This window comes from Moraxella lacunata, assembly GCF_002027545.1.
GTDB classification, from domain to species: domain Bacteria; phylum Pseudomonadota; class Gammaproteobacteria; order Pseudomonadales; family Moraxellaceae; genus Moraxella; species Moraxella lacunata.
Map to the genome: position 1 here is coordinate 1 of NZ_MXAN01000003.1, position 24,353 is coordinate 24,353.

At 42.0% G+C, this 24,353-nt stretch carries 27 protein-coding genes and 1 pseudogene; 17 read left to right on the forward strand and 11 right to left on the reverse strand.

What is annotated here, in order from left to right:
* The first annotated feature begins 217 nt into the window (after positions 1-217).
* From B5J94_RS00275 to B5J94_RS00310, 10 genes and pseudogenes are all read left to right on the forward strand, one after another.
* Complete coding sequence (locus tag B5J94_RS00275; protein ID WP_062501681.1) at positions 218-571, forward strand: hypothetical protein; 354 nt, start codon at positions 218-220, stop codon at positions 569-571.
* 527 nt (positions 572-1,098) lie between these two features.
* On the forward strand, positions 1,099-1,413 hold the full coding sequence (locus tag B5J94_RS14860; protein WP_265734254.1) for an AAA family ATPase: 315 nt from the start codon (positions 1,099-1,101) through the stop codon (positions 1,411-1,413).
* 73 nt (positions 1,414-1,486) lie between these two features.
* A pseudogene (locus B5J94_RS15190) lies at positions 1,487-1,771 on the forward strand (AAA family ATPase); the annotation flags it as partial.
* Between the two features lie 492 nt (positions 1,772-2,263).
* Positions 2,264-2,746: a PD-(D/E)XK nuclease domain-containing protein gene (locus B5J94_RS14575; RefSeq protein WP_228144476.1), complete on the forward strand. Its 483-nt coding sequence runs from the start codon at positions 2,264-2,266 to the stop codon at positions 2,744-2,746.
* Between the two features lie 453 nt (positions 2,747-3,199).
* Complete coding sequence (locus B5J94_RS00285; RefSeq protein WP_143821861.1) at positions 3,200-3,412, forward strand: hypothetical protein; 213 nt, start codon at positions 3,200-3,202, stop codon at positions 3,410-3,412.
* Complete coding sequence (locus tag B5J94_RS00290; RefSeq protein WP_062501418.1) at positions 3,409-4,452, forward strand: type VI immunity family protein; 1,044 nt, start codon at positions 3,409-3,411, stop codon at positions 4,450-4,452. The genes B5J94_RS00285 and B5J94_RS00290 overlap by 4 nt, the downstream gene beginning before the upstream one ends.
* Positions 4,453-5,075: 623 nt before the next feature.
* Positions 5,076-5,999, forward strand: coding sequence for a transaldolase family protein (locus B5J94_RS00295; protein WP_062501664.1), 924 nt, complete (start codon positions 5,076-5,078; stop codon positions 5,997-5,999).
* Between the two features lie 428 nt (positions 6,000-6,427).
* Positions 6,428-6,592 carry a rubredoxin gene (locus B5J94_RS00300; protein WP_029102102.1) on the forward strand — a complete coding sequence of 55 codons (165 nt, stop codon included), beginning with the start codon at positions 6,428-6,430 and terminating at the stop codon, positions 6,590-6,592.
* Positions 6,593-6,598: 6 nt separating this feature from the next.
* Positions 6,599-7,603 carry an alpha/beta fold hydrolase gene (locus B5J94_RS00305; RefSeq protein ID WP_062500974.1) on the forward strand — a complete coding sequence of 335 codons (1,005 nt, stop codon included), beginning with the start codon at positions 6,599-6,601 and terminating at the stop codon, positions 7,601-7,603.
* A gap of 57 nt (positions 7,604-7,660) precedes the next feature.
* Positions 7,661-8,263, forward strand: a complete 603-nt coding sequence (locus B5J94_RS00310) for a fumarylacetoacetate hydrolase family protein (protein ID WP_062500972.1) — start codon at positions 7,661-7,663, stop codon at positions 8,261-8,263.
* Positions 8,264-8,295: 32 nt separating this feature from the next.
* Here B5J94_RS00310 and B5J94_RS00315 read toward each other — a convergent pair whose 3' ends face one another.
* Positions 8,296-9,507, reverse strand: a complete 1,212-nt coding sequence (locus B5J94_RS00315; RefSeq protein WP_062500970.1) for an NADH:flavin oxidoreductase/NADH oxidase family protein — start codon at positions 9,505-9,507, stop codon at positions 8,296-8,298.
* A gap of 251 nt (positions 9,508-9,758) precedes the next feature.
* Between B5J94_RS00315 and B5J94_RS00320 the strand changes: the two genes are divergently transcribed.
* Genes B5J94_RS00320 through B5J94_RS00325 form a run of 3 tightly spaced genes read left to right on the forward strand, consistent with a single transcriptional unit; the run spans position 9,759 to position 11,034 of the window.
* Complete coding sequence (locus B5J94_RS00320; protein ID WP_062500967.1) at positions 9,759-9,965, forward strand: helix-turn-helix domain-containing protein; 207 nt, start codon at positions 9,759-9,761, stop codon at positions 9,963-9,965.
* A gap of 1 nt (position 9,966) precedes the next feature.
* Positions 9,967-10,131: a hypothetical protein gene (locus B5J94_RS14580; protein WP_228144472.1), complete on the forward strand. Its 165-nt coding sequence runs from the start codon at positions 9,967-9,969 to the stop codon at positions 10,129-10,131.
* Positions 10,132-10,134: 3 nt separating this feature from the next.
* On the forward strand, positions 10,135-11,034 hold the full coding sequence (locus B5J94_RS00325) for a DNA cytosine methyltransferase (RefSeq protein ID WP_255216939.1): 900 nt from the start codon (positions 10,135-10,137) through the stop codon (positions 11,032-11,034).
* Here the strand turns inward: B5J94_RS00325 and B5J94_RS14585 are convergent.
* From B5J94_RS14585 to B5J94_RS00335, 3 genes are all read right to left on the reverse strand, one after another.
* The gene (locus B5J94_RS14585; RefSeq protein ID WP_228144473.1) at positions 11,020-11,361 is read right to left on the reverse strand and encodes a DUF5106 domain-containing protein; all 342 of its coding nucleotides are present in this window, start codon (positions 11,359-11,361) and stop codon (positions 11,020-11,022) included. The two genes, B5J94_RS00325 and B5J94_RS14585, sit on opposite strands and share 15 nt — an antisense overlap.
* 307 nt (positions 11,362-11,668) lie before the next feature.
* Positions 11,669-11,989 carry a hypothetical protein gene (locus B5J94_RS14590; protein WP_228144474.1) on the reverse strand — a complete coding sequence of 107 codons (321 nt, stop codon included), beginning with the start codon at positions 11,987-11,989 and terminating at the stop codon, positions 11,669-11,671.
* A gap of 145 nt (positions 11,990-12,134) precedes the next feature.
* Complete coding sequence (locus B5J94_RS00335) at positions 12,135-12,488, reverse strand: ArsR/SmtB family transcription factor (RefSeq protein WP_228144475.1); 354 nt, start codon at positions 12,486-12,488, stop codon at positions 12,135-12,137.
* A 118-nt stretch (positions 12,489-12,606) separates the two neighbouring features.
* On the opposite strand from B5J94_RS00335, the gene B5J94_RS00340 reads away from it, so the two are divergent.
* On the forward strand, positions 12,607-13,200 hold the full coding sequence (locus tag B5J94_RS00340) for a glutathione S-transferase N-terminal domain-containing protein (protein ID WP_062501011.1): 594 nt from the start codon (positions 12,607-12,609) through the stop codon (positions 13,198-13,200).
* Between the two features lie 46 nt (positions 13,201-13,246).
* Here B5J94_RS00340 and B5J94_RS14400 read toward each other — a convergent pair whose 3' ends face one another.
* Together B5J94_RS14400 and B5J94_RS14405 are read right to left on the reverse strand one after the other, a co-directional pair.
* Positions 13,247-13,753: an NAD(P)H-dependent flavin oxidoreductase gene (locus tag B5J94_RS14400; protein WP_255216940.1), complete on the reverse strand. Its 507-nt coding sequence runs from the start codon at positions 13,751-13,753 to the stop codon at positions 13,247-13,249.
* 41 nt (positions 13,754-13,794) lie between these two features.
* A complete protein-coding gene (locus B5J94_RS14405) occupies positions 13,795-14,196 on the reverse strand; it encodes a nitronate monooxygenase (protein ID WP_211271031.1) in 402 nt (133 codons plus the stop codon).
* A 215-nt stretch (positions 14,197-14,411) separates the two neighbouring features.
* Here B5J94_RS14405 and B5J94_RS00350 point away from each other — a divergent pair, with 215 nt between their 5' ends.
* Together B5J94_RS00350 and B5J94_RS00355 are read left to right on the forward strand one after the other, a co-directional pair.
* Positions 14,412-15,626, forward strand: coding sequence for an ATP-binding protein (locus B5J94_RS00350; RefSeq protein WP_062501009.1), 1,215 nt, complete (start codon positions 14,412-14,414; stop codon positions 15,624-15,626).
* The gene (locus B5J94_RS00355; RefSeq protein WP_062501006.1) at positions 15,623-16,486 is read left to right on the forward strand and encodes a LysR family transcriptional regulator; all 864 of its coding nucleotides are present in this window, start codon (positions 15,623-15,625) and stop codon (positions 16,484-16,486) included. Before B5J94_RS00350 ends, B5J94_RS00355 begins: the two co-directional genes overlap by 4 nt.
* Before the next feature lie 44 nt (positions 16,487-16,530).
* Here the strand turns inward: B5J94_RS00355 and B5J94_RS00360 are convergent, their stop codons facing one another.
* From B5J94_RS00360 to B5J94_RS00370, 3 genes are all read right to left on the reverse strand, one after another.
* On the reverse strand, positions 16,531-17,916 hold the full coding sequence (locus B5J94_RS00360) for an MFS transporter (protein ID WP_062500194.1): 1,386 nt from the start codon (positions 17,914-17,916) through the stop codon (positions 16,531-16,533).
* Between the two features lie 157 nt (positions 17,917-18,073).
* Entirely contained in the window at positions 18,074-19,825 is a 1,752-nt protein-coding gene (locus B5J94_RS00365; RefSeq protein WP_062500192.1) for a phospholipase D family protein, read from the reverse strand.
* A 157-nt stretch (positions 19,826-19,982) separates the two neighbouring features.
* Complete coding sequence (locus B5J94_RS00370; RefSeq protein WP_062500190.1) at positions 19,983-20,705, reverse strand: Bax inhibitor-1/YccA family protein; 723 nt, start codon at positions 20,703-20,705, stop codon at positions 19,983-19,985.
* Between the two features lie 240 nt (positions 20,706-20,945).
* Here B5J94_RS00370 and B5J94_RS00375 point away from each other — a divergent pair, with 240 nt between their 5' ends.
* Positions 20,946-21,926, forward strand: a complete 981-nt coding sequence (locus B5J94_RS00375; RefSeq protein WP_062500187.1) for an NAD(+) kinase — start codon at positions 20,946-20,948, stop codon at positions 21,924-21,926.
* A gap of 15 nt (positions 21,927-21,941) precedes the next feature.
* On the opposite strand, the gene B5J94_RS00380 is transcribed toward B5J94_RS00375, so the two are convergent.
* Together B5J94_RS00380 and B5J94_RS00385 are read right to left on the reverse strand one after the other, a co-directional pair.
* On the reverse strand, positions 21,942-22,610 hold the full coding sequence (locus tag B5J94_RS00380; protein ID WP_062500185.1) for a glutathione S-transferase: 669 nt from the start codon (positions 22,608-22,610) through the stop codon (positions 21,942-21,944).
* Positions 22,611-22,813: 203 nt separating this feature from the next.
* A complete protein-coding gene (locus tag B5J94_RS00385; protein ID WP_062500183.1) occupies positions 22,814-24,070 on the reverse strand; it encodes an MFS transporter in 1,257 nt (418 codons plus the stop codon).
* Between the last annotated feature and the right edge of the window lie 283 nt (positions 24,071-24,353).

The following is a 24,353-nucleotide window of genomic DNA, read 5'->3' on the forward strand; positions in this document are numbered from 1 at the left end:
CTTTCCAAAAAATCACTGGCAATTTTGGACTGAATAACATCATCTTGGGTAATAGACTTCTTTCCAAACCCCGATTTTTGTGGATTTTTAAAAACCTCAACCCCAATACTTATAAGGGTTTATTTTTAGTTTGGAAAGAGATTTAATTAAGTGGTCGGATAGCCATTTTTCATGCAAAAATTGGTTGAATTTGTCAAATTTTATAAGAATGTTATCAATGTTCAACACACCCTTATCAATCACCCCAAAAAAACGCACGACTCATCTGCTCGTGCGTTTTGGCTTAGTGCTACTTTGTGGCATGCTCAGTGCCTGCCAACACATCCAGTGGGTGGACAGCCCCCTGCCCGTCACCCTAAACCCGAACCTTAACCCCAACACTCCCGAACACACGCCCAACCTACGACAAAAGCACCTGCCCATCCACCCTTATTATGACAGAGCAATGTGCGATGACATTAGCTTTGCCAAAAATCCTGCCATCAAAAACCGCCTAGCTCCCAAGCCATGCACCCCCAAAGAAGCCAAGCGTTATGAAAAGCCGTTCTTTTTGTTGGAAGATTGGTTTTAGAAGATGGGTTTTGATGTTGGATAAAGGATGAATGTTGTAGCATTGGTGGGTTTTGGTTTTTTACAATCCTTTAAACACTCACATCTTATCCATACTACCTTCGCTCATTCTGTCACTGAGCCACTTTTGGGTTTTTGTTTGATTTTTTGCATCGTATTAACAAAATCAATGCCGCACCCCATTCTTAGCTTAATATAAACAATTGATTTGTCAGGAGGTAATTACAATTCATCCCTATAACCCAAAAAATAATCATCCAACAATCAACAAGTTACCATTTTAGGTTAGGACTGAAGTAATACATTGCTTTTTCATCATAAAATCATTAGAATGTAATACGGTTTATGACACATCATCAAACTTGATGAATGACAAAAATCTCATTAGCTACTATGACAACAAGCCCAGCTTAATTTACAATTAAACAAAACAGTATATCCACAAAAACAATCTAAGCAGGTTGGATTTTTAAGAAAAAAGCAGAACGCACTCCATGAACTCCACAAAAAAACAACTCCCCCATCGGCATACAAACGCTCTCAAAGCTTAGACAAAATGACGAGTGTTACTATGTTGATAAAACCCCAAAAATCATTGAGATGATTGGCAAGAGTGATTACATCTTTTTGTCTCGCCCACGGCGTTTTGGTAAGAGCCTGACACTTGATACTGTTGCTGAGTTGTTTTGTGCCAATAAAGATTTGTTTATAGGTCTGTATGCTGAGAATCACTGGGATTGGACAGTCAAACACCCTGTTATCCGTATTAGCTTTGGCGGCAATGTCAGTTTTGATGAGCAGTATCTGCAACGCATCTTTAATAGACTTCTTTCCAAACCCTGATTTTTATGGATTTTTAAAAACTTCAACCCCAATACTTATAAGGGTTTATTTTTAGTTTGGAAAGAGATTTAATGAGAAATTGCTTACCCTAGAAGAGCAGTATAACATGACTAATACCGACCAAGAGCTGACCATTGCAGGGCGGTTTGGACGTATTATCAGACATTGTCATATCAGCACGGGACAAAAAGTGGTTGTACTGGTCGATGAATATGACAAGCCTATTTTGGATAATTTAATGTATCCCGATAAGGCGATCGTCATCCGTGACCAGATGAAAGAGTTTTATGCCGTCATTAAAGACAGTGACAAACACATCCGTTTTGCCATGCTTACAGGGGTGTCTAAGTTTAGTAAAATCAATCTATTTTCGGGATTGAACAATCTTTTGGACATTACCCTTGATGAGCAGTTCTCAGAGCTTTGTGGTTACACCCAAGCGGAGCTTGAAAGCGTGTTTGCTCCCGAGCTTTGTGGAGTGGACTTGGCCGAACTAAAACGTTGGTATAACGGCTACAACTGGACAGGGGAGAGTGTGTATAACCCCTTTGATGTGTTATTATTCTTAAACAGCAATAAAAAAGCCTTTAAGCCATACTGGATAGAGACAGGTAACACCACGTTTTTGATTGACAAGCTCATCAACGAACAAGTAGACCTTGCCAGTCTTAGCAATGAGCTTGCCAACAACCATCTGCTGTCAAGTTTTGAGGTGGGGGACATCAGCCCCATTGCTCTGATGTTTCAAACAGGATATTTGACCATTGATGAAGTAAATTACGGCTTCGCTGGGGAAACCTATACCCTAAAATTCCCTAACATGGAAGTGCAAAGCAGTTTGAATCAAATGATGTTAAACAGCTATCTGGGCAAGAAAGTCAATACCTTGCGTAATCAATCTGCTTTGTATGACAGCCTATTGACCCACGACATAGACGGGTTATTAAGTGGTATCAAAGCCTTCTTTGCTAGCATTCCCTACAATTGGCACACCAATAACAACATCGCTCACTATGAGGGCTATTGGGCAAGTGTATTTTATGCGTTATTTGCCAGCTTGGGCTTTACTACCATTGCTGAGGACAGCACAAGCCAAGGTAGTGTGCATATGGCACTGCTCATCGGCAACCACGTCTATGTATTTGAATTTAAAGTCATCTCCAAAAAAACAAATCAGCCCACAGGGGTTGCCCTAAACCAAATCCACACCAAACAGTATGCCGATAAATACCGTAGCAAAGACAAGATTATTCATAAAATTGGCGTAGAGTTTAATGAAAAAACCAAAGAGGTGATGTTTGAAGTAGACAAATCCTCATCTGAAGTTTTTTAAAATTGAAGATTTGACGTGATAGTTAGTTTAATTTACGACACTATCGTAAATTAAACTAACTTTTAACATTCATTACAATGTAAATCATGTCAAAAAAAGGCATAATAGGCAAAATCCTTGCTAAAATTCCCACATTGCTCTCTAATAGACATTTTTCCTGCTGACAGACAAGAGAAACAATACAGAGCAATGCGGGGATTTTTCTTAAAATCAAGTTAAGTATAATCTTGCAAGAAACCATCAATAAGTTTTTGTTTTCTTTTTGGGGTGATGTGATGAGTTGTTTGGTCTTGTAGATAAACAACCAAGACAAATTTCTTTTTTAGGCTATAATAAGCAGGCAACACTATGTAAGGCAAACTTATCTTTTATCACATGAACACCGATGCGGCATACATCATTGGTTTTATACTTAACAAAGGCAATAATATGAGCAATACAAGGAGCTTTTTTATGAACAATATTGAATACACCCCACCCACCGATGAGGCGATTATAGAGGAGCTAAAAAAGGCAGAAGATAAGATTTTATGGCAAAAACAGACAGGCGATATTTATGCCAAACTGTCATTTATCATTTTGGTTTATTTTAAAAATGATAATAGCCCAGAAAAAAAATTAAAAACAATTAACCTATTAGAACGGTTTAAAGTCGCTATCCGATGAAAGCTCATTTTAAAAAAGGCTCAAGAGGTTTTGTGAAATTAACTGATAAAAGTTTTGAGAGTACTAAGGCTAAATTTTTGGCGTTTGAAAATTATAGAGAAGCCATCGAGTGGCACCTCACTTCCAATACCTCAGGCGAGTTTGCCGAAGACTATTTTATTGGGACACTGGCAGACCATTTTTTTAGCTATTTAAACATTAATCTGCCTGTCAGCTTGCTTTATACCGCAGAGGGCAGAGCCGAGATTTTGGGTTGGGTGGATGATGTGCTTAGCACTTATGATGGCGAGATATTTCACGGCTATGCAGGACTTAGTACACAGTTGCCCTACGACAGACACCCTTATGAATATTATGAGGCGGATGTTGCCAGAGAGTATTGGGGCATTACCGCAGATGGTTCAGCATTTTCAACCAGTGATTGGTATCGTGGCATTCGCAGCATCAGCTGGCTTAGCTTTACCGGACAGCCCTTTGTGGACAAAGTACTAGAACAGCCTTATTATGCCCAAACGTTTAAAGCCTACCCACAGGTTGATGTAAGGATGGCGGGACAAACCATGGTCATCCAAGCTGGCAGCTTGCCTAGAGTTGCCAACAAACATCAGCCCCTACCTCTTGCTTATGTCGTGGCAGCCCATTTAACACGCCCCATTCAAACACCCCATACACAATATGGCAGTGGTGCTTTTTTTTGGATTAATGCGTATTATTGGTTAAGGCGTTGGGATAATGACAACTTTGAAGAAGGGGTGTTAAACCCCAAGGGCAATAAGCCAAATTTGGTGCCCATCTTTGGGCAAGCATTTAGCAATCGTCCTTATCACATTGTGCCACACAGTGGGATGTGGCAACCCGTCGGCTTTGTTTTTGGTGATGGCGAATGGCAAAGCATGTATCTACAACAAGGCATGCCCTTTCCAGAAAAAGGAGTGTATCTGTATCTTGAAAGTGGCAAAAAAAGATTAACCTTTGCGGGCAATTGGCGTCTTATTAGCCGAGAGGATGGCGGTGAGATTGTTATGCCCAATCCGTTATAGGGGTTGGGGATGAGTTAATATCCAGCTAACAAATTTGAATTTTACTAGGGCGTGCCTGCCTTTGATATTTGCAATGGAAAATACCTGTTTAAAAAGCAAGGGGAATCGCACGTTTTTCAAGGAAAAAAACAAAGGCTGTGANNAAATCTCTTTCCAAACTAAAAATAAACCCTTATAAGTATTGGGGTTGAAGTTTTTAAAAATCCATAAAAATCAGGGTTTGGAAAGAAGTCTATTATAAAAAACAATCCGACCACTTAAAATGACATAAATTCCAGACTTTGCTTAACCTTTTAAAAATTAAGTGGTTGGATAGCCATTTTTCATGGAAAAACGATTGATTTTTTCTAAAATATTTTTATATTATAAATAGTGTTATAAAGGGCAGGCACGCCCTATTATTATATATCAAAAATATCAATCATAATCATAAATAAAACTAATATCGCCAAGCTATTATCAATTATAGGAAATATCCGCTTTTATATCCATCAAACATCCATTTAGACCACCATCATCTTTTTAAAAACCAATCAGCACAAACCCCAACTTTTCCCAACAAATATTTTGCCAAACGTCCGTATTTATGGTATGTTAAAGCACTTTTATCATCAAGGATACCCATGAACACCCTAACCGCTCTCGCTAAGCACACCACCATCGTTGCCGACACAGGCGACTTATCCGCCATCGCTCGCTTGCGTCCACGGGACGCCACCACCAACCCAAGCCTAGTCACCTCCACCTTACTCTCAGGCGAGCATGACGAGCTTATCCGCCAAATCAAAGGCTTAGGGCTGTCTGATGATGACACCATCGACCGTCTCACTGCCGAGCTTGGCAAGCTGATACTCTCGCACATCGACGGACGGGTCTCCACCGAAGTGGACGCACGCCATTCATTTGACACCGACAAAACCGTGCAAAATGCCCTAGCATTCATCGAATTCTACGACAAACTGGGCGTGGACACCAGTCGCATTCTCATCAAAATCGCATCCACATGGCAAGGCATCAAATCCGCCGAAATCCTAGAAAAACAAGGCATTCACTGCAACTTGACTTTGCTCTTTACCGACACCCAAGCCCGTGCATGTGCGGATGCTGGCGTACAACTCATCTCGCCATTTGTGGGACGACTGACCGACTGGCAAAAGGCACATGAAAACCGCCAAAGCATTGATATAAATGATGATTTGGGCGTAAATTCGGTCAAAAATATTTATGAGTTTTATAAATCACACGGCTACCCCACCGAAATCATGGGGGCAAGTTTTCGCTCCACCGCCCAAATTCTTGCCCTAGCAGGGTGCGACTTACTCACCATCTCACCTGCCTTGCTTGATGAACTTGCCAGCATGGATACGGACGTTATCCGTCAATTAAACCCAAGCGATACTACCCTAGAACGTCCCACCCCCCTTGATGAACAGGGCTTTAAAAACCTACAAGACAACGCTCCTGTCAATGAACTGCTTTTAAAAGGCATTGACGGCTTTATCAAGGCTCGGGCGGATTTACACAAGCAGTTATTTGAAAATAATTAGACTTCCTGTAAAACCCCAAATAAAGAAAACCGTTCGTGGTGAGCTTGTCGAACCATGAAAAGGTTTTCTTTCACCCTTCGACAGGCTCAGGGCGAACGGAAAACCAGTTTTACAGGAAGTTTATTGAAAAACTAGGGCGTGTTGAACTTTTGTATTTGCAATGAAAAATGAGGAAAATCGCACGTTTTTCAAGGAAAAAGTGAAGTTTGATAGTCATTCTATCAAACAAGCTTTTGACGAAGAAAAACAAGATTTAGCCATTTTTCATGCAAAAACACTATTTTATTTCTATAAAATTTCTAAATATTAAATTGTGTTATAAAGGTTCAACACGCCCTAATACGATTGATTTTTTAAATCAAAAAAGGCTTTACAAAATGGGCGTATGAGTGTAAACTGTACGCCCATTTATCAATGAAGCTGTCGCCATGAAAAAATATCAATGTATCGTCTGCGGTTGGATTTATGATGAAGCCCTAGGCTGTCCCGAAGAAGGCCTGCCCGCTGGCACACGCTGGGAAGACATCCCGAATGACTGGACATGCCCCGACTGTGGCGTGAGCAAAGAAGACTTTGAAATGGTTGAGATTTAATCATTCATGACCCATTTGCCACCGCCCATCGCCCACACACCACCGCCAAGCTGGGATAAGTTCAATCAAGACTGGCAAGCGTCTGACCTGTCGCCCCATTTTTATCAAAGCATGGTCGATGTTGGGCGTGGCATTACGCTGTGTGTCGAAGCAGGGGGCAATCCTAACCATCCGCCTTTGCTGTTCATCACAGGCTTTGGCTCACAAATGCTGTTTTGGTCAGATACTTTTTTAAAAAGATTTATGGACGCAGGGTTTTTTGTCATCCGCTTTGACAATCGTGATACGGGTCTTTCCACCAAAATCAAGCACCTAACCAAACTGCCCCACACCAACATCCTAAAAATGATTGCCAAAAACCAAATTGGCTTATCCAACGCCCGTGAAAAAGTCGCCTACACCCTGCCCGACATGGCGGACGATGTCGCAGGACTGATTGGGGCGATGAATTTAGGCAAAACACATCTGGTCGGGGCAAGCATGGGCGGTATGATTGCCCAAATCGTCTGTGCCAAATATCCCCATTATGCCGACAGGCTCGCCCTGCTGTTTAGTAGCACCAACCACCCCTTTTTGGTGCCACCCAAACCCAAAGAATTCTCCACCTTTTTTAAAAAAGCCCAAAGCAACAGCGAACGGGACATGCTTCGCCATGCGGTGTGGTTCATGACAGCGGTCGGCTCCCCTGGTCACTTAGACATCAAAGGCACTCGCCACATCGCGTCAATCCGCTACCATCGCTGTCATCATCCGCTTGGCATGGCACAGCAGATGAACGCCATCCTTGCCACGGGTTCAATTTTCCAGTATACTCGTCAAGTGACCGCCCCCACACTCGTCATTCACGGCAACAAAGACGGGCTACTGCACCAAAGTCACGGCAAACACATCGCCAAAATCATCCCAAACAGCCGATTCGCGGCGGTGGACGGCATGGCACACGACCTGCCGGTGTATTATCAGCCGTATTTGGCAAGTTTGATAGTGGGGCATTTGTCATCACAAGCCTAAGCTCCTAGCCCCGTCGGCTACGTTTTACTACTTTTGCCCCACTTTTTGGAATTTTTCATGACTACTGTCTTTATCAACGAGCAACCCCACCCCATCAACACCATCTACTGTGTCGGACGTAGCTATGTGGAGCATATCCATGAGCTTAACAACGAAATCCCTGCCGAACCATTGGTGTTTTTAAAGCCCAACAGCAGTATCATAACAGGCGATACGCTCACTCTGCCCGATTTTTCGGACAATGTCCATCACGAGACCGAACTTGTGCTACTCATCGGCGAAAATAAACAAATCATCGCCTACACGGTAGGGCTTGATTTGACCGCCAGAGACGTACAGAGCATCTGCAAAACCAAGGGCTTGCCGTGGCTCAAAGCCAAAGGCTTTAAAGGGGCGTGCTGGCTTGGAGAATTTAAACCCTTTATCCAAAAACAGTATCATTTATCCTTAGCCATCAATGGCGAGATTCGCCAAGACGACAGCACCGAAAAGATGATGTATTCGTTTGAGTATTTGGTGGATTATTTGGATAATCTGTACGGCATACAAGCAGGCGACATCATCATGACTGGCTCGCCAAAGGGTGTGGGAAAACTAGAACGTGGCGATGGCTTGATGGTAGGGATAGATGATGATAGATATGAGCTGAGCGTTCAGTAATATTAAATCACCCCAAAACGGACTCATTTTTCCTAACTTCTCCCCGTACTCAGCCCCGCCTTGCCATTCTCCCAAATGGTCTTGGCAAGTACACGCCATGCCGACAGTTTCGGATTAGGCGATTTGCCTTGTCCGATAAGTGCCATCTGGCTCATATACCAGTCCATTTCTAGCACCGAGCCGATTTTGTCATCAAGCGGTTTAACGCCCGTTTTAATCCGCTCGGTTTGCACCGTCTTATAAGTGCCGTTTTGGATTTGATTGGGCAAATCAGGCACAAGGGCAAAGGGACGAGCCACGCCCACCATATCCAAATGTCCGCTTAACAGTGCGTCATTCATCGCCTGCTCAGAGCGAAATCCGCCTGTGATGATAAGTGGCACAGAGCAGACCTTGCGAGCCTTTTCGGCATAGTCCAAGAAAAAGGCTTCACGCTCCTTCGTGCTTGGTTTTGCCGTCAGCATTTGCGGGCTTTCATAATTACCGCCAGAGATTTCAATAAAATCAATGCCCAGCTCGGACAAGGCTTGCACCACTTGAACACTCTCGCTTTCATCAAATCCGCCCTTTTGAAAATCAGCCGAATTTAATTTAACCCCCACCAAAAAATCCGCCCCCACATTCGCCCGAATGCCTTTATAAATTTTTAATAAAAAATTCATACGGTTGGCAAGACTTCCGCCCCATTCATCATCACGGCGGTTGTGGTGTGGCGATAAAAATTGGCTGATGAGATAGCCATGAGCCGAATGAATCTGCACGCCATGAAACCCTGCCTGTTCGGCAAGTTTGGCGGTATTGATAAATGCTTGAATTAACTCATGAATTTCAGAATTTTGCAATTGGCGTGGCGGATTAATAAAGCCGTCCATGCCGACAAGCGGTACAGCACTTGGGGCGACAGGCGTGGCATTGACCGCTTTGGGCGACTGTTTGCCTGCGTGGTTGATTTGCATGATGATGAGCGTGTCGTTTTGTTTGCCAGCATTTGCCCACTTTTTGAGCATGGGCAAACTACTCTCATCGTCCGCCACCACGTCATTGACCGAGCCTTTGCCCTGCTTATTGACCATGACATTGCCCGTAACAAGTACGCCCGCCCCGCCCTTCGCCCAAGTGTCATATAGGCGGACAAGCGTGTCGGTTGGCTTGCTGTCGTGGGCGAGCTGTTCTTCCATGGCGGATTTAAAAAAGCGGTTTTTGGCGGTCGTGCTGTTGGGGAAAGCAAAGGGCTTAAAAAGCATGGTGATTACCTTGTGTTTATATGTTTAAAAATTTAAACGTATTATAAGGGGGAATGTGGGGGAAGTCAAGGGGGTTTTTAGGTTGGACTAGCCGTCAATATATCTATCAAAGCTTGAAAATCAAACAGCTTTACAAATAAAATTACGAGATATTTGGAACAAAAAGATAATTTTATTGTCTTATTAATTATTTGCTTGATAGTGATAAAAAATAATGATATAATGATTTTTATTTGATTATAAGTTATATTATGCCACCAAATTACAACAATCTTTGGAAGCTTTTGATTGATAAAGATTTAAAGCGCACCGATCTTATCGACCTTGCAGACATCAGCAGTAATGTTCTGGCTCGCATGGGTAAAAATGAACCTGTATCCTTGGAAAGCTTAGAAAAAATTTGCATTGCTCTTGATTGCTCAATTCAAGACGTCATTACCATTGATAAGGAGACATAGAATGTCCTTATTTATTGATACAATAGATGCCCTGCACCAATCCCAAACAACACATAAGGATTCCCTAAAAGTCATTTCCTTGTTTTCAGGTTGTGGCGGTATGGATTTAGGTTTTGTTGGAAATTTTAAAAGTCTTGGTAATTTTTACCCAAAACAACCTTTCTAGATTATCTTTGCCAATGATATTTTTGATAAAGCCTGTCAAACCTATCAACATAATTTTAATCACAATATCATTTGTCAAGACATATCCACCATTAAAGATAATGATATACCAAAAGCAGATATTGTAATTGGCGGATTTCCTTGCCAAGACTTTAGTTTAGCAGGAAAAAGAAAAGGTTTGGATAGCGCGCGCGGAAAACTATATTTGCAAATGAAGCGAGTAATACAAATAGCCAATCCAAAAGCCTTTGTTGCTGAAAATGTTGATGGTATTAGAAAAGCCAAAGGTTCGAATAAAAATGATACTTCCGCTTTGGATACTATTATTAAAGATTTTTCAGATAGTGGCTATAATGTTGTTTACCAAGTATTAAATGCCAGTCATTATGGGGTTGCTCAAAACAGAGTAAGGGTTATTATTATTGGCATTCGTAAAGATATTGACAAAAAAATGCACTATCCAAAACCCTTGTTTGGCGAATTGTCAGACAATCAAGAACCGATTCTTACCTCAAAACAAGCAATAGATGATTTATGGGGACTATTAGATGATAAAAATATTGATAGTCATTCAAAAAATCATTACTCAAAAGCAAAGTTTTACCCCAATAAAAAACTACAAGGGAATTGTAAGATTAGTGCAGACAAACCAGCACCTACGATTAGAGCAGAACATCACGGCAATATTGAAGCTCACTATCGCTCAACCAATGAACAAAACCCAGATGATATGCAGTATTGGCGTAGATTGACTGTTAGAGAATGTGCAAGATTGCAATCTTTTCCTGATGATTTTAGGTTTCCAACTTCAACATCGTCAAGCTATGTTCAAGTAGGTAATGCTGTTCCACCAATTATGGCATGGCATATTGCAAGGGCATTATATCAGTCAATTTTTGAGTAAAGATTTTAACTTATCACGAAATTTTTCCTTATCATTTTCTGATAATATTTCATAATAAGCCAATAGTTTATCAGCATACATAATCAGGGCTTCATTAAACCAAGGAGAGCGATTGTTTAAAGCCAAATTTTCATCCAAAATTATCTTTAACCATTGCTCAACAAGCACCAATTTCCAATTAACAATCAGCTTATTTTTATTATCCCATTCAGATTGTGTAACTTTAAAAATAAGCGAGTTGTTTTCACGGATAAAATTCTCTTTGTTCCAATTTTTCAAAGTATTGAATGCAACTTGCGGTCTTGGGCTTCTGTCTGGAAATTGCATTTTTTCGGTAATACTATTTAAATATAATTCTGTGGCAATTTCAATAGGATTGCCTTGTTTAATAGACTTCTTTCCAAACCCTGATTTTTGTAGATTTTTAAAAACTTCAACCCTAATACTTACAAGGGTTTATTTTTAGTTTGGAAAGAGATTTAATAAAAATTACCCATTCATAAGGGTTAATTTGCTGAACACTTGACCCTGGGATTTCATTTTTCTTGGTAGATTTTAGTTCTACACTAAAAAATTTAGTCTTCCGCCCATTGGATAACTCTACCAAGATATCCGGATTGGTATAAACTGAATTTTATTTTGTAGATTTTATCAAATCCTTTAATCGTTCAGTTAACTCTTCTGGCAAATAAACCTGCTTTACTTGAATATCTTTAATGGCTGATAATGCAAATCCTAAATTGCCAATTTCTTGGTGAATCTCTAAATCCAAGCCGTTTAACAGAGTTGGATTTTTCAGCATAAACTTCTTAATAATAGCTTTGGCTTCTTTATCCGAATTTGCTTCATCAAGATGAAAAATTACCTTACCTAAATCATCTAAAAGTTCAGCGTTATTCTCCAACACTTTAAGATAAAGCAACATAAACGCTTCAAAAATAGAAAATTCTTTCATTTTAAATTGCCCATAAAAAACCTATAAGTCTAACATAATTTATTCTTTTTCTCAAAAAAATTCTTTTAACAGTTTAGAAAGGGTAATCATTAGATTGAAGCATTACCTGTCGCCCTGTTATCTCAATGACAATTACTTTCTATTTTTATCCGCCCTGCCCACTCGGACAATACACTCTCATTAGCTCCACCAACTCCCCCAGCCGTTCAATCTCATCTTTCATCGCCAAACCATAAAACCGCTCTTTGCCGATTTGCTCCACGCTCACGGCATTGGCAGAAAGCATAATTTTTAAGTGATGAGACACCGCAGGGCGAGATAGGTGCAGGTTATCGGTGAGCTGATTGACGTTCATTTTGCCATTATCCAGTAGCAGTTTTAAAATCAAATGGCGATTTTCGTCCGCTAAAACGGTAAAAATGGGAATGCAATCTTTCATGACGGACATGGCATGGTCGGGGCTTGGTTTGGGGGTCGGCTTAGTATTTGATTGGGTCATGGGTGTTGTTTTTGGTTTAAGGGTTTAAACGCATTATAAAGCGGACTTGGCGATAATTCAATGATTTATTTGCCAAAACCATGCTATACTAAACCCACCCCACCAAAAAAGGATACCTATGCAAACCCTATACATCAGCACCACATCGCCTTATACTCGTATGCTTCTTATGATTGCATACACCAAAAACATTGAGCTTGCCCTGCGGTTTGTTGTGCCGTGGGAGAACCCAAGCGAGCTTGTCGCCGTCAATTCATTTAGCCAAGTCCCTGCGTTGGCGTGGCAAAATGGCGATGTCATCACCGAGACACCGCTCATCATTCAGGCACTCGCCCCCGATGTGTACACGGACAACTCCGCCTACAACTTGCCACGCATTGCCAAGGCGTTAGGCATTACCGCACAAGGCGTGCGAGCCTATTCTACCGAGCGGTTTGGCACAGGCACGCCCCACCCTTTTGTGGCACGTTCTACCGATATTTTGACCAGCACCTTGCCTACCTTGCCTACGCTTTCGGCAGATAGTGATGAATGGGGCGATAAGCTACTCCTTTGTTCGCTGATTTGGATTGGCATTCGCCTGCCCCATGTTTTTGACACGCTAAGCGATGACAATAAAAAAGCGGTGTCGGAATTTAGCCAAACACCACTTATGCAAAAACTCACCACCGAAATGCTAGAAAATATGCCAACAACGGTACAGGAATTGTGATTTAAAAAATGCAGAGAAAATAGTCGCCCTGCATTTTATTTTTAAATTAACCCATCAATTCATCAATCAATTCTTGCACGCTTTTGATGCGGTCAATGGCAGAAATTCCATTACCCACCGACACATAGCCATTTTCAAAATTACCTTCTAGCATTCCCCGTCTCATGCCCGTACCTGCGTTCATCACTTTGGCGATGTCGGCTCGGCTCGCTCCACTTTCGCTCATTTGAAAGCATTGTTTGGCAAGTTCGGTTGGCAATGAACGGTAATAATACGGCTCGGTGCGGAACAGTAGCAAATCGTTGGCGGTAGAATCCACAATCCACTGCTTGACTTTTTCGCTTGCTCGGCATTCTTTGGTGGCAATAAATGCCGTGCCAATCCACACGCCTTCTGCCCCCAAAGTTAAGGCTGCCTGAACCGCTTTTTTGTCGGCGATACCACCAGCAAGCATAATGGGTAAATCCACTTTGCCGACAAATTCGGACAAGACATTAAAGCTACCAATCTCTTTCATCGGCAACGTACCGCCTTCATCAAAGCCTGTCAGCACCAAAATATCCGCCCCAAGCTCTTGGGCTTTTAGAGCGTCCGCTAGGTTGGGATTGGGCAGACGGCAGATGATTTTGACACCTGCTTGTTTGAATTTGGCATAAATTTGGGGTCAAGCAAGCCATTATCCAGCACCACAGGCACACGTTCTTCAATGAACAAATCCACCATAAGCGGAATCATGGCAAGGTTATACGACAGGATAAACGGCACGCCAAACGGCTTATCGGTCAAGGCTTTGACTTTACGAATCTCGTTACGCATACGGTCAAGCACTTCTTCGTTGGACGTGGGGTCGGTCGTCTGCCCTGCGTGCGGTGCCAAAAAGCCAAGCCCGCCTGCTTCGGCAACGCTTGCCACCAGATGAGCGTCCGTCAGCCAGCTCATCGGGGCTTGGACAATGGGGTGTTTGATGTTTAGGATTTGAGTGATGCGGTTTTGCATGGGTTTTCTCTGTTTGGTAAATGTGGGGGGTATTGTAAAGGTTTTAATTTTGGTTTGGAATGGCTGTTTTTGAGAAGTTGGTTTTTATTTTTGAAAAGGTGATTTTTTATGCTTTTAATAAGTGCTATTTTTTATAAAAGTTTTAAGTATGGTATAAAATTTTTTAAAATTATGCTATAATTTTTATTATACTTTTAAAAAATTGATTAAAAAATATGCAAAATCTTATTTTTCGCAAGCAATATTTGGACAAAATCATGCCCTTTATGGGCAAAAAACTCATCAAGGTCATCACAGGGCAACGCCGTGTTGGTAAAAGTTATCTATTATTTCAACTTATTGAAAAAATCAAACAATCTGACAGCACCGCCCACATCATTTATATCAACAAAGAAGATTTGCAATTTAGCCACATCAAAACCGCCCAAGATTTGGCGGATTTTGTCCTTGCCAATAAAAAAGCAGGGGTCAAAAATCATATTTTTATTGATGAAATTCAAGAGATTACCAATTTTGAGCAGGCACTTCGTTCATTATTATTAGATGATGATTTGGATTTGTATTGCACAGGGTTAAATGCCCAATTACCATCAACCGATATTGCAGGCACATTGAGCGGACGGGCAATAGAAATTCAAGTTTATGCCTTGTCTTATTTTGAATTTTTGGAATTCATGCAATTAGACAACAATCCCAAATCTTTGAATTTGTATTTTAAATATGGTGGGTTGCCATTTTTAAAAGAATTGCCTTTGCAAGATGATGTTATTTTTGAATATTTGAAAAACATTTATTCCACCATTGTTGTGCGTGATATTGTTAATCGCTACAACATTCGCAATGGCTTGTTTTTGGAGCAATTAACGCAATTTTTGGCGGACAATATCGGTAATTTATTTTCTACCAAAAAAATCAGCGATTTTTTAAAATCGCAAAAAATCAATATATCCAACATTCAAGTACAAAACTATGCCGAATATCTAAGTAATGCCTTTTTGATTCATAAAGTAAACCGTTATGATATTGAAGGAAAACGCATTTTTGAGATTGGTGAAAAGTATTATTTTGAAGATTTGGGAATCAGAAATGCCCTGATTGGCTATCGCATTTCTGACCGTGCCAAAATCTTGGAAAATATGGTGTTTCATCATTTAAAAATCGCAGGATTTGACATTAAAATTGGCGGATTAAATAACCAAGAGATTGATTTTGTGGCGGATAAAAATGGCGAACGCATTTATGTGCAAGTGGCTTTGATGATTGATAGCGACAAAACTGCCGAACGAGAATTTGGTAATTTATTAAAGATTGCCGACAATTATCCCAAATATGTGGTAACGCTTGATGAATTTGACGGCAACAGCATAAATGGTATTAAGTGCTTGAATTTTATTGAATTTATTACAGAGATTTTGGGAGAAACCCCATGAACCTAAACGCCCTACGCCTATTTATCAGCGTCTGCCAAGACGGCAGTTTATCCAAAACGTCCGAGCGACTTGGTGTGCCGATTGCCACCATTAGCCGTCAGATTAGCGAGCTTGAAAAATCTTTAAACATTCAATTATTTGACCGCTTTAAATCAGGGGTTAAGCCCACCATGGCAGGGCAACGCCTGTATGAACAAACTCATCTTGCCATGGGTAATCTTGTCAACGCCGAGCAGGTGTTGTTTGAAGAGCAAGGTAATTTAAAAGGGATTTTGCGGATTTCTGCCGTGCCTGCGTGCGAGCCGATTTTGGCGTGGGTGGGAGAATTTCAAGCACAGTTTCCCCACATTCAAATCCATTGCACCATGACCGACCGAGTGCTAGACATGACCGCAGACGGTATTGACGTGGCGTTTCGCATGGGGGAGCTACATGGTGAGCAGTTTATCGCCAAAAAAGTGCTGTCCGTCCGCTCAAAATGGGTGGCTCGCCCCGACTTACTTGCCCGATATGGCACGCCAAGCACCATGCAGGATTTGGCAAATTTTCCCCTAGCAGGTTGGGCAAGAAATGGTGAGACGGTTTTGTCTTTTAAAATTGACAAACAAACCTACCATTTACCTTATATATTTGCCAGTAATGAAAGCTCAGCGGTGGAGTTTATGGCGATAAATGGGCGGGCGGTATGTCAGCTTGCCGACTATACGGCAGATAGGCTGATTAGGGATTGTGGGCTAACAGAAGTCTTGCCAAATGTCGTGTTGCCAAGCTATGATGTGTCCATGCTCTACGCTTCCCACCGTTATCCGTCCAGCATTGTGCGGGCGTTTGTGGGGTTTGTCATGGATAAAGCCACATGATTAGCACATGATTAGCACATGATTAGCACATGATTAGCACATGATTATCTGGCGATGTCTCGCTCACTTCTAGGCAGATAGTAGATGTAAAAACTTAAAAATATCGTGACAAGTCCCACCCACAACAGATACAAGGCAGGAGCAAGGGGCAGATGAAAAGTAGCAAACGCCAGTAGTGATGGCACACCACCTGCCACCAATGCATAAGTGACGTTATAGGTCAAGGCAATGCTGGTTAGGCGGATTTTACTGGGGAACAGTCGCACCAAGACCGCAGGAAGCGTGGCAATCATACCCCCCGAAAAGCCAAGCAGTGCCGACCACAATAATATCAACTCGCCACCATATCTAAGCTGAGCAAAAAATAGTGAGGTATTTACAATTAGCAAAATCCCCCCAAAAATCATGACTTTGCCGATATTCATCCTGTCTGCCAAATAGCCATAAAACACACAGCCAATCATCATAAATAACGTGGCAATACCCGACCCAAAAATCAGATTACTCTCTGAAATGCTAAAATTAATGTTTAACAGCTCAGGCATTATCATGGCAATAACGATAAACACGCTTAAAACAATCCATGATACCAATATGGCAGGGATGAGACTGGACAAGCGATTTTTGGTGATGATTTGCAAAAAAGAGTGCTTTTGGGCGACCTGCTTGTCTTCATTAAAAATGTTGGTATTTGCCAAATCTTGGATTTGAGTTTTGGTCAATCCATCAAAACTCATGGCACTGAGCGTATGTTCTTCGGTGTCATGACGGTCTTTGGTTTGGGTAGAAATGGGCGTTTCTTTAAGTAGCTTTAAGGACAGTAGCAATCCTGCCGATAAAACCCCACCCACCAAAAACGGTATCCGCCAACCATAGCTTAGCATGTCAGTATAACTTAAACTACCCACCAAGTAAGTAACCAAAAACTTAATAAATAGCAATCCGGCCAAGGCTCCTGCCACCACAATACCACAACCAAAGCCCACATGACGCATGGGTAGCTGTTCAGTAATCAGCACTAACGCAGATGGAATCTGACCGCCATAAGCCAGCCCCTGCCCAAAGCGAGCCAGTATGAACAAAATCGAAGCCAGCACTCCCAAATGCTGATAAGTTGGCAAGAAAGCAAGAATCAGCGTAAACACCGTCAGCCCAAACAAGCTTAAAAACAGCACCGCACGCCTGCCATTCATGTCGCCATACTGCCCGAGTAAAAACCCACCAATGGGGTGAGCGATATACGCCCCCAAAAATAGCCCTACCGCCTGCATCGAATACAACCACATCACTTCACGCCCACCAAAGAAATTGTCAGCAATCACCTCTTTGAGATAAAACACCAAGGCATAATCAAAAAATGCCAACATGGTCACCGAAGCGACCGTGGCAATCAGGCGGATATGATGAGAAGATAAGGTAGCTTGTGGCATTGTAAATATTTGTGTATTATTTTTGTATAATGTACTAAAAATTGATTAAAATAGCAACAATTTCCATTATTTATTACCAAAATTAATAAAACACATGGATACTTAACTAAAAATCAATAAAAAATTGTGGGTTTATAACATGACAAAAATCAATCCATTATAAAAGCCAATCAATCGGCAACCAGCTCATGATGGTCACACCCATACGCTCAGGAATGTTCATTTTTGGTTCTTGATAAAAGATAACCTCTTTGCCGTCTTCGATGGTTCGCCATTGTAATCGCCCATCAACCAAACGCACCTCATAGACTTGATGCAAAATCGCCAGATTCTCTTGATCATCTGCGTTATTTAGGGCATCGTGAAGCTGATGTGCCAATTTTTTATCATAAATCATCACACCAAGCTCGGTATTAATGTTCGCTGAACGTGGGTCAATATTATACGAACCGATAAACACTTTATGATCATCCACAGCAAAGGCTTTGGCATGCAAGCTGGTGCTGGTCATGTGTTTGGTACGCCACAGTTTATTTTCATCTTCACTCATGCCTTTGGCGGTTGATTTTAATTCATAAATTCTCACGCCTGCCGATAACAGTGCAAAACGCCAATGCCCATATCCTGCATGCACTGCTCCGACATCGGTGGCATCAAATGAGTTGGTCAGTATGCTCACCCTCACACCATCCTTAGCAAGAGCAGTTAAGGCATGCACACCGTCTTTGGTAGGGACAAAATATGATGAAATGATGCTCAAACGTTCTTTGGGGCGACCGAATTCATGGCGTAATTTATTCACCAAATATTCATCTTTGGCGTTTTTATTTTTAGTTTTGGGACTAAGTTTTAACGCATCGTCTGCCAAAAACTTCATATCAACCCAGCGAAATGGGACGTTCTTATTGAGTAAATCCTCACCAATGGTACTGCTTGCCACAGCACCACGATAAGTGCGTAAAGCCCGCTCATCTTTTGTAATATCTAAATCATTATCTTTATCAAATAGCGTCATCGATGACGAAGATGACCTCTGTTTGTCTGTTGATACCAGCGTTTCAATATCATAAGCAGTGGGTGATTGCCAATATTCATCAAAACTTTTGGTGATATCATCAACCACTTGACCGATCAGCAAAACATCCAAATCAGCAAAATGATTGTTGTGATGATTGTTTAGGTATTCGTTACCGATATTACGCCCACCGATGATACTAATGTGATTGTCAAATGTCATGCTTTTGTTGTGCATGCGTACATTGATACGTACAGGCGAAGTCAGATAATTTATGAACTTATGATGGCGATAAGTAAAGGGATTGATGACTCGCACAGCAATATTTGGGTGTTTGGCAAACAAGGCAAGGCGTTCATCAAGGCTGGGACTGCCATTAAAATCATCAAGCAATAAGCGAACAAGCACCCCTCTGTGTGCCGCTTGCCACAAATCTTTTAGCATCAAAAACCCTGCTTCATCATCATGCCAGATATAATACTGCACATCGATGGTGTGGGTTGCCATGTCGGAGAGAATACTGCGAGACGCAAAAGCATTGGCACCTGTGGCAATGGGATAATATCCCGATAGCGTGGGATGATATTCGGTCTGCTCATCAATGATGGTACTCAAAGACGACTCGCCTTGTGTGGTTGGGGCATCTAATGCTCGATTGATTTCTTTGCCCAAAAAACCTGTGGCCCTATCATCATCTCGCTGGTTGAGATAGGCTTGGCTGTGGTCGCTTTGGTTGTTCATGCGTTTGGCAAGTAACGCTTCATGTGCCAAATGCACCCGTTCGGTCAGTTGGATACTGTCTGGTAAATGGGCGGTGGGCGGTAATGACTGGCAGGCGGTCAAAGTCACGCCCACCAAAAACGCCATCATCAACATACGAGAAGTCATCGCCATAAACTCATGCTCATCAAAATTGGCAAATTATAGCAAATAATTGGGGCATGTTGAACCTTTGCCAAACATTTGTTTAAAATTGCTTATTAAACCCCCTTTAAATCACCCATCAAAAAACGCCCTGACATCAGAGCGTTTTGTTGTTTTGGTAGAGCGATTATTCTTGCAAATAACCAATCAAACGCAAGAACTCAATGTACATCCACACCAGCGTTGCCAATACACCAATGCCATACACCCACTCAAACTCTTTATTCACGCCATACATCACACCATCTTCGATATTTTTAAAATCAAGCAATAAAAAGAAAGAAGCAATAAGCGTGGTAAAAACACTAAAACCAATGGCAATCATGCCACCATCAAACAAGTGCGGGATAGAGCTGCCAAATACCAAACTCATCACCCACTGAATGGCGTACACCACAAAGATGGCGATGGCGGCCGATGTGACAATGGAGCGAAATTTTTCGGTTACTTTGATGATGCCAGTACTGTACAAGGTTAGCATCACCGCTGCACTGACAAAAGTCGCTGACAAGGCAAGCAGTGGCACGCTTGGGGCTTTATAAAAGGCAAAAGCACTTGCCACACCAATGACAACCCCTTCTAGGGCAGCATAAGGTACTGACAGTGTTTTGGCAAGGTGTGGTTTAAAGGCAGTCGTCAAGCCAATGCCCATGGTAGCAAGCATTGCCACAATAAACAGCCCAACCAACACCCCTGATGATATACCACTCATCAGAGCAAAAAAGAACAGTCCAAAACCTGTGGTAGCAGAGATGCCAAGCAGTAGAGCGGTCTTTTTGACCACGCCATTAACGGTCATTGGTGCATCGCCTGCAAGCAGTTCGGTACGACTAATAATAGGGTTTGCCATGATTTTCCTTATATAAAATTAAGAATAGATTGATAAATTGAGAATTAAAACAGTTTAGTGTTTTATACTATATTTACTTTTAAAAATCAAGTATTTTTACTGTTTTGATAACTCAACATGGGTATTTTTTTGATTAATGGGGATGGTAGCATCATTTACAAGCTTTATGGGTTTTTACTTGTAGTCTGGGTGGAGTTTGGTTATCATATATTTTTTATTTTTTAAAGACAATCAGCCGTCATGACCGAGACCGCCATTTCACCGACATCTTTTAATATCCAAAAGAGCCATTTTAAACGCATTGGACTCATGGGGCGTGCTGGCAAAAAAAGCATTACCGCCACATTAAATGAACTCATTAACCTGCTGTCAGGGTGGGGGTTAGAGATTACCATTGATACCAGCACCGCCAGCATTGACGGCATACACATCGATTTTGACAGAGATGACAGCTCCATCAAAATCGTGCCACGTGGTCGCATGGGCGAGCATTGTGATTTGGTCATGGTGGTCGGTGGCGACGGCTCTATCCTACAAGCAGGCTCTGTATTGGCAGGGACGGGCGTGCCAGTACTCGGGGTCAATCGTGGACGATTGGGATTCTTGGCGGACATCAACCCTGAGCGTTTGGAGACGGAGCTATCAGAAGTCTTTGCTGGTGAGTATCACACCGATGAGCGTTTTTTGTTAAAAATGCAGGTACTCGGGCGAGATGATGACGGCAACACGCAAGTGTTTCATGAAAGCTATGCCCTAAATGACGTGGTGCTACACGCAGGTAAATCGGTGCATACCATTGATTTTAAACTGCAAATTGATGACATTGACGTCTATCGTCAGCATGCTGATGGGCTGATTGTGGCAACCCCAACAGGTTCTACCGCCTATTCGCTCTCAGCAGGAGGCCCTATCATTCATCCAAGCCTAGACGCCATTTGTCTGGCTCCCATGCACCCACACACACTGTCTAGTCGCCCCATCGTGGTCGCAGGCACCAGCAAAATCACCATCAAAATCCACAAAGACAACCGCACTCAGCCCATGGTCAGCTCTGACGGCGAAGCAAGCGTACCGCTAGACAACGACCAAACCCTGCTCATCACCAAGCATGACAAATCCCTAATCCTACTCCATCCCTTGGACGTGGACTTTTATCAAGCCTGTCGCACCAAACTTAATTGGAGCTTATACACCGAAGAGTTTTCGTTAAAGGATGAGTAATTTACACATAGTTTATCACTCATAACTTTGTGCCATCTCAAAACTAGGACGAGATTCGCAGTATGCCAGCCAGTTATGGACATACACCCATTTATCAGGCAGTCCACCCGATTTTCTCATCTGAGCAATGCCAAAATGCAGATGAATATCCACAGCACCAAATACGCCCTGCCCTGCCCCCGATAAATAACGCCGATTTGCCAAATGTTCGTTGAGTAGAGCCAATGCCTTATCCACGTTGGGAGAAATGAATGATTTCTCAACGCCTTTTTGTATGTTTTTGACAATGGGGCGGATAAAAAATGGCGACTTTTGTACGATTTTAGCAAACACCAATCGCATGACCAGATTTGGCATGAGTGAACTTTCAGTAAAATGCAACCAAAAAGCATAATCTTCCCACGCTTCATCGCTTGGAGAGAGTTTTGCTTGTGTGTCATAATGACGCAACAGATATTCAATGATAAAACCCGATTCAGCAAGTGTTTTGTCACAAGACTCATCTATTAAAATCGGTGCTTTACCCATTGGGTGAATATTGGTCAGCTCTTTGGGAGCAAGGTAGCTTTTGGTACGTTCGTGTTTGATGACACGAAAAGGCGTGCCATACAAGGCATTTAATTCGCACAACAGCCATAAGATACGAAAAGAGCGAGAATCATTTAAGTGGTGTAGGGTGAGCATGAATATTCCTGTTAAAAGATGACCAGATTGGATTTGCTAGTATTAGCTAATCGGTGCATGTTATGCAATCATCATTCTTATCTGTCAAATACTGCCATCATAGCAAATCCCCATCTAAAACACAAAACTAAAATACAAAAACAAGCGAACTGCCATAGATCGCCTGTTTTTCCCGTTTTTCCTGTTTTTTAAATCATCACGTGTTATTTTTTCATCTTTAACATGGCTTGATGATTTTCTTCCATTTTAGGTTTGACCTCCGAGACATAAATCCACACAAGGCTGACCCATACCACGCCAAACATAATCATAAACGCTGATGAACGCACGCCTGTGATGTCCACCGCTACTCCGAACATGATGGGCAGGATAAATCCACCCAACCCCCCTGCCAGACCAACCACACCAGAGACCGCCCCCATGTTTTCTTTGTATTCATCCGATAAATATTTAAATACAGATGCTTTACCGATGGCAAAGGCAATACCCAAAAAGAAAATCAAGATGGTAAAAATGGTGGCATTTAGACCAATGTGAAACGCTCGCTCACCGTGTACCGTTTTGACCACAAGATCTGTTTGGGGGTATGATAAGATGAACAAAAACAAAAAAGATGCCCACAGTACCCACCATGTTACGGTATGGGCTGAGTATTTGTCCGACAGCCAACCACCAAGTGCACGCAGTACGCCCCCTGGCAAGCTAAAACATGCCGCCAAAAATGCTGCTGTTTGTAGGCTAAATTCATACTCATTAACATAATATTTGGTCATCCACAAAGCAAGGGCAACATAGCCACCAAAGACAATGGAATAATACTGACTATAACGCCACACATTGGGGTCTTTTAACACCGCCAATTGACTGGCAAAACTTACATTACTTGCCGAACGGTGAGCCTTATTATCAAAAGACATGAACCAAAAGCCAATGGCAGTAACAAGCATTATCCCTGCATACACCTTTGGCAAAAACTGCCAACCGCCATAAGCGATGATGGCAGGGCCTACCATTTTGGTGAGTGCCGAACCTGCATTACCTGCCCCAAACACACCCATGGCAAACCCTTGACGGTCTGCTTCAAACCACTTAGCAACATAAGCAATCCCAACCGAAAATGAGCCACCTGCCAGCCCTGCAAACAGACCCAGCACCAAAAACTGCCAATAGGCATTGGCGTAACTCATCAAAAATATTGGTACAACACATGCCATCATCAAAGCAAAAAGCACAACCTTTCCGCCATATTTATCCGTCATCATGCCAAGTGGCAGACGAACAAGAGAACCTGTCAGCACAGGTGTGGCAGCAAGTAGCCCAAATTGGGTCTCAGATAAGTCTAGTGCTTTTTGGATTGGGATGCCAAGCACCGCAAACATCATCCAAATCATAAAGCAGACGGTAAATGCGATGGTTGATGAAGTTAGTACAAGCAGTTGTTTAGATTTTTGAGTTGCCATAATCTCCCCCCATGTTTTAGGGTTTTCTTTGGCATGGCAGTCGTGGTAAAATAACACGCCACACAGCCAGTGTGTTAAAATTTGTTACTGTCATGATAATCAAACTTTCTCAAAAAATAATTGATTATAATCAAGTTTTTATCAATAAGTTTTCTATATAATAGTCCAATACTTCTTTGGTAGTATGATAAAATTTGGTATTGACACTGATAAAATACCTATTTTTCAATGACTTACAAATGAAATACACCACTGCTTTGCTGACATGTGAACCGACCCCCAA

What these genes read in the sequence shown, in the direction of transcription:
- B5J94_RS00275 (WP_062501681.1), top strand. Translation starts at nt 218, where the DNA reads ATGTTCAACACACCCTTATCAATCACCCCAAAAAAACGCACGACTCAT.
- B5J94_RS14575 (WP_228144476.1), top strand. Translation starts at nt 2,264, where the DNA reads ATGTTAAACAGCTATCTGGGCAAGAAAGTCAATACCTTGCGTAATCAA.
- B5J94_RS00285 (WP_143821861.1), top strand. Translation starts at nt 3,200, where the DNA reads ATGAACAATATTGAATACACCCCACCCACCGATGAGGCGATTATAGAG.
- B5J94_RS00290 (WP_062501418.1), top strand. Translation starts at nt 3,409, where the DNA reads ATGAAAGCTCATTTTAAAAAAGGCTCAAGAGGTTTTGTGAAATTAACT.
- B5J94_RS00295 (WP_062501664.1), top strand. Translation starts at nt 5,076, where the DNA reads ATGAACACCCTAACCGCTCTCGCTAAGCACACCACCATCGTTGCCGAC.
- B5J94_RS00300 (WP_029102102.1), top strand. Translation starts at nt 6,428, where the DNA reads ATGAAAAAATATCAATGTATCGTCTGCGGTTGGATTTATGATGAAGCC.
- B5J94_RS00305 (WP_062500974.1), top strand. Translation starts at nt 6,599, where the DNA reads ATGACCCATTTGCCACCGCCCATCGCCCACACACCACCGCCAAGCTGG.
- B5J94_RS00310 (WP_062500972.1), top strand. Translation starts at nt 7,661, where the DNA reads ATGACTACTGTCTTTATCAACGAGCAACCCCACCCCATCAACACCATC.
- B5J94_RS00315 (WP_062500970.1), bottom strand. Translation starts at nt 9,507, where the DNA reads ATGCTTTTTAAGCCCTTTGCTTTCCCCAACAGCACGACCGCCAAAAAC.
- B5J94_RS00320 (WP_062500967.1), top strand. Translation starts at nt 9,759, where the DNA reads ATGCCACCAAATTACAACAATCTTTGGAAGCTTTTGATTGATAAAGAT.
- B5J94_RS14580 (WP_228144472.1), top strand. Translation starts at nt 9,967, where the DNA reads ATGTCCTTATTTATTGATACAATAGATGCCCTGCACCAATCCCAAACA.
- B5J94_RS14585 (WP_228144473.1), bottom strand. Translation starts at nt 11,361, where the DNA reads ATGCAATTTCCAGACAGAAGCCCAAGACCGCAAGTTGCATTCAATACT.
- B5J94_RS14590 (WP_228144474.1), bottom strand. Translation starts at nt 11,989, where the DNA reads ATGAAAGAATTTTCTATTTTTGAAGCGTTTATGTTGCTTTATCTTAAA.
- B5J94_RS00335 (WP_228144475.1), bottom strand. Translation starts at nt 12,488, where the DNA reads ATGACCCAATCAAATACTAAGCCGACCCCCAAACCAAGCCCCGACCAT.
- B5J94_RS00340 (WP_062501011.1), top strand. Translation starts at nt 12,607, where the DNA reads ATGCAAACCCTATACATCAGCACCACATCGCCTTATACTCGTATGCTT.
- B5J94_RS14405 (WP_211271031.1), bottom strand. Translation starts at nt 14,196, where the DNA reads ATGCAAAACCGCATCACTCAAATCCTAAACATCAAACACCCCATTGTC.
- B5J94_RS00350 (WP_062501009.1), top strand. Translation starts at nt 14,412, where the DNA reads ATGCAAAATCTTATTTTTCGCAAGCAATATTTGGACAAAATCATGCCC.
- B5J94_RS00355 (WP_062501006.1), top strand. Translation starts at nt 15,623, where the DNA reads ATGAACCTAAACGCCCTACGCCTATTTATCAGCGTCTGCCAAGACGGC.
- B5J94_RS00360 (WP_062500194.1), bottom strand. Translation starts at nt 17,916, where the DNA reads ATGCCACAAGCTACCTTATCTTCTCATCATATCCGCCTGATTGCCACG.
- B5J94_RS00365 (WP_062500192.1), bottom strand. Translation starts at nt 19,825, where the DNA reads ATGGCGATGACTTCTCGTATGTTGATGATGGCGTTTTTGGTGGGCGTG.
- B5J94_RS00370 (WP_062500190.1), bottom strand. Translation starts at nt 20,705, where the DNA reads ATGGCAAACCCTATTATTAGTCGTACCGAACTGCTTGCAGGCGATGCA.
- B5J94_RS00375 (WP_062500187.1), top strand. Translation starts at nt 20,946, where the DNA reads ATGACCGAGACCGCCATTTCACCGACATCTTTTAATATCCAAAAGAGC.
- B5J94_RS00380 (WP_062500185.1), bottom strand. Translation starts at nt 22,610, where the DNA reads ATGCTCACCCTACACCACTTAAATGATTCTCGCTCTTTTCGTATCTTA.
- B5J94_RS00385 (WP_062500183.1), bottom strand. Translation starts at nt 24,070, where the DNA reads ATGGCAACTCAAAAATCTAAACAACTGCTTGTACTAACTTCATCAACC.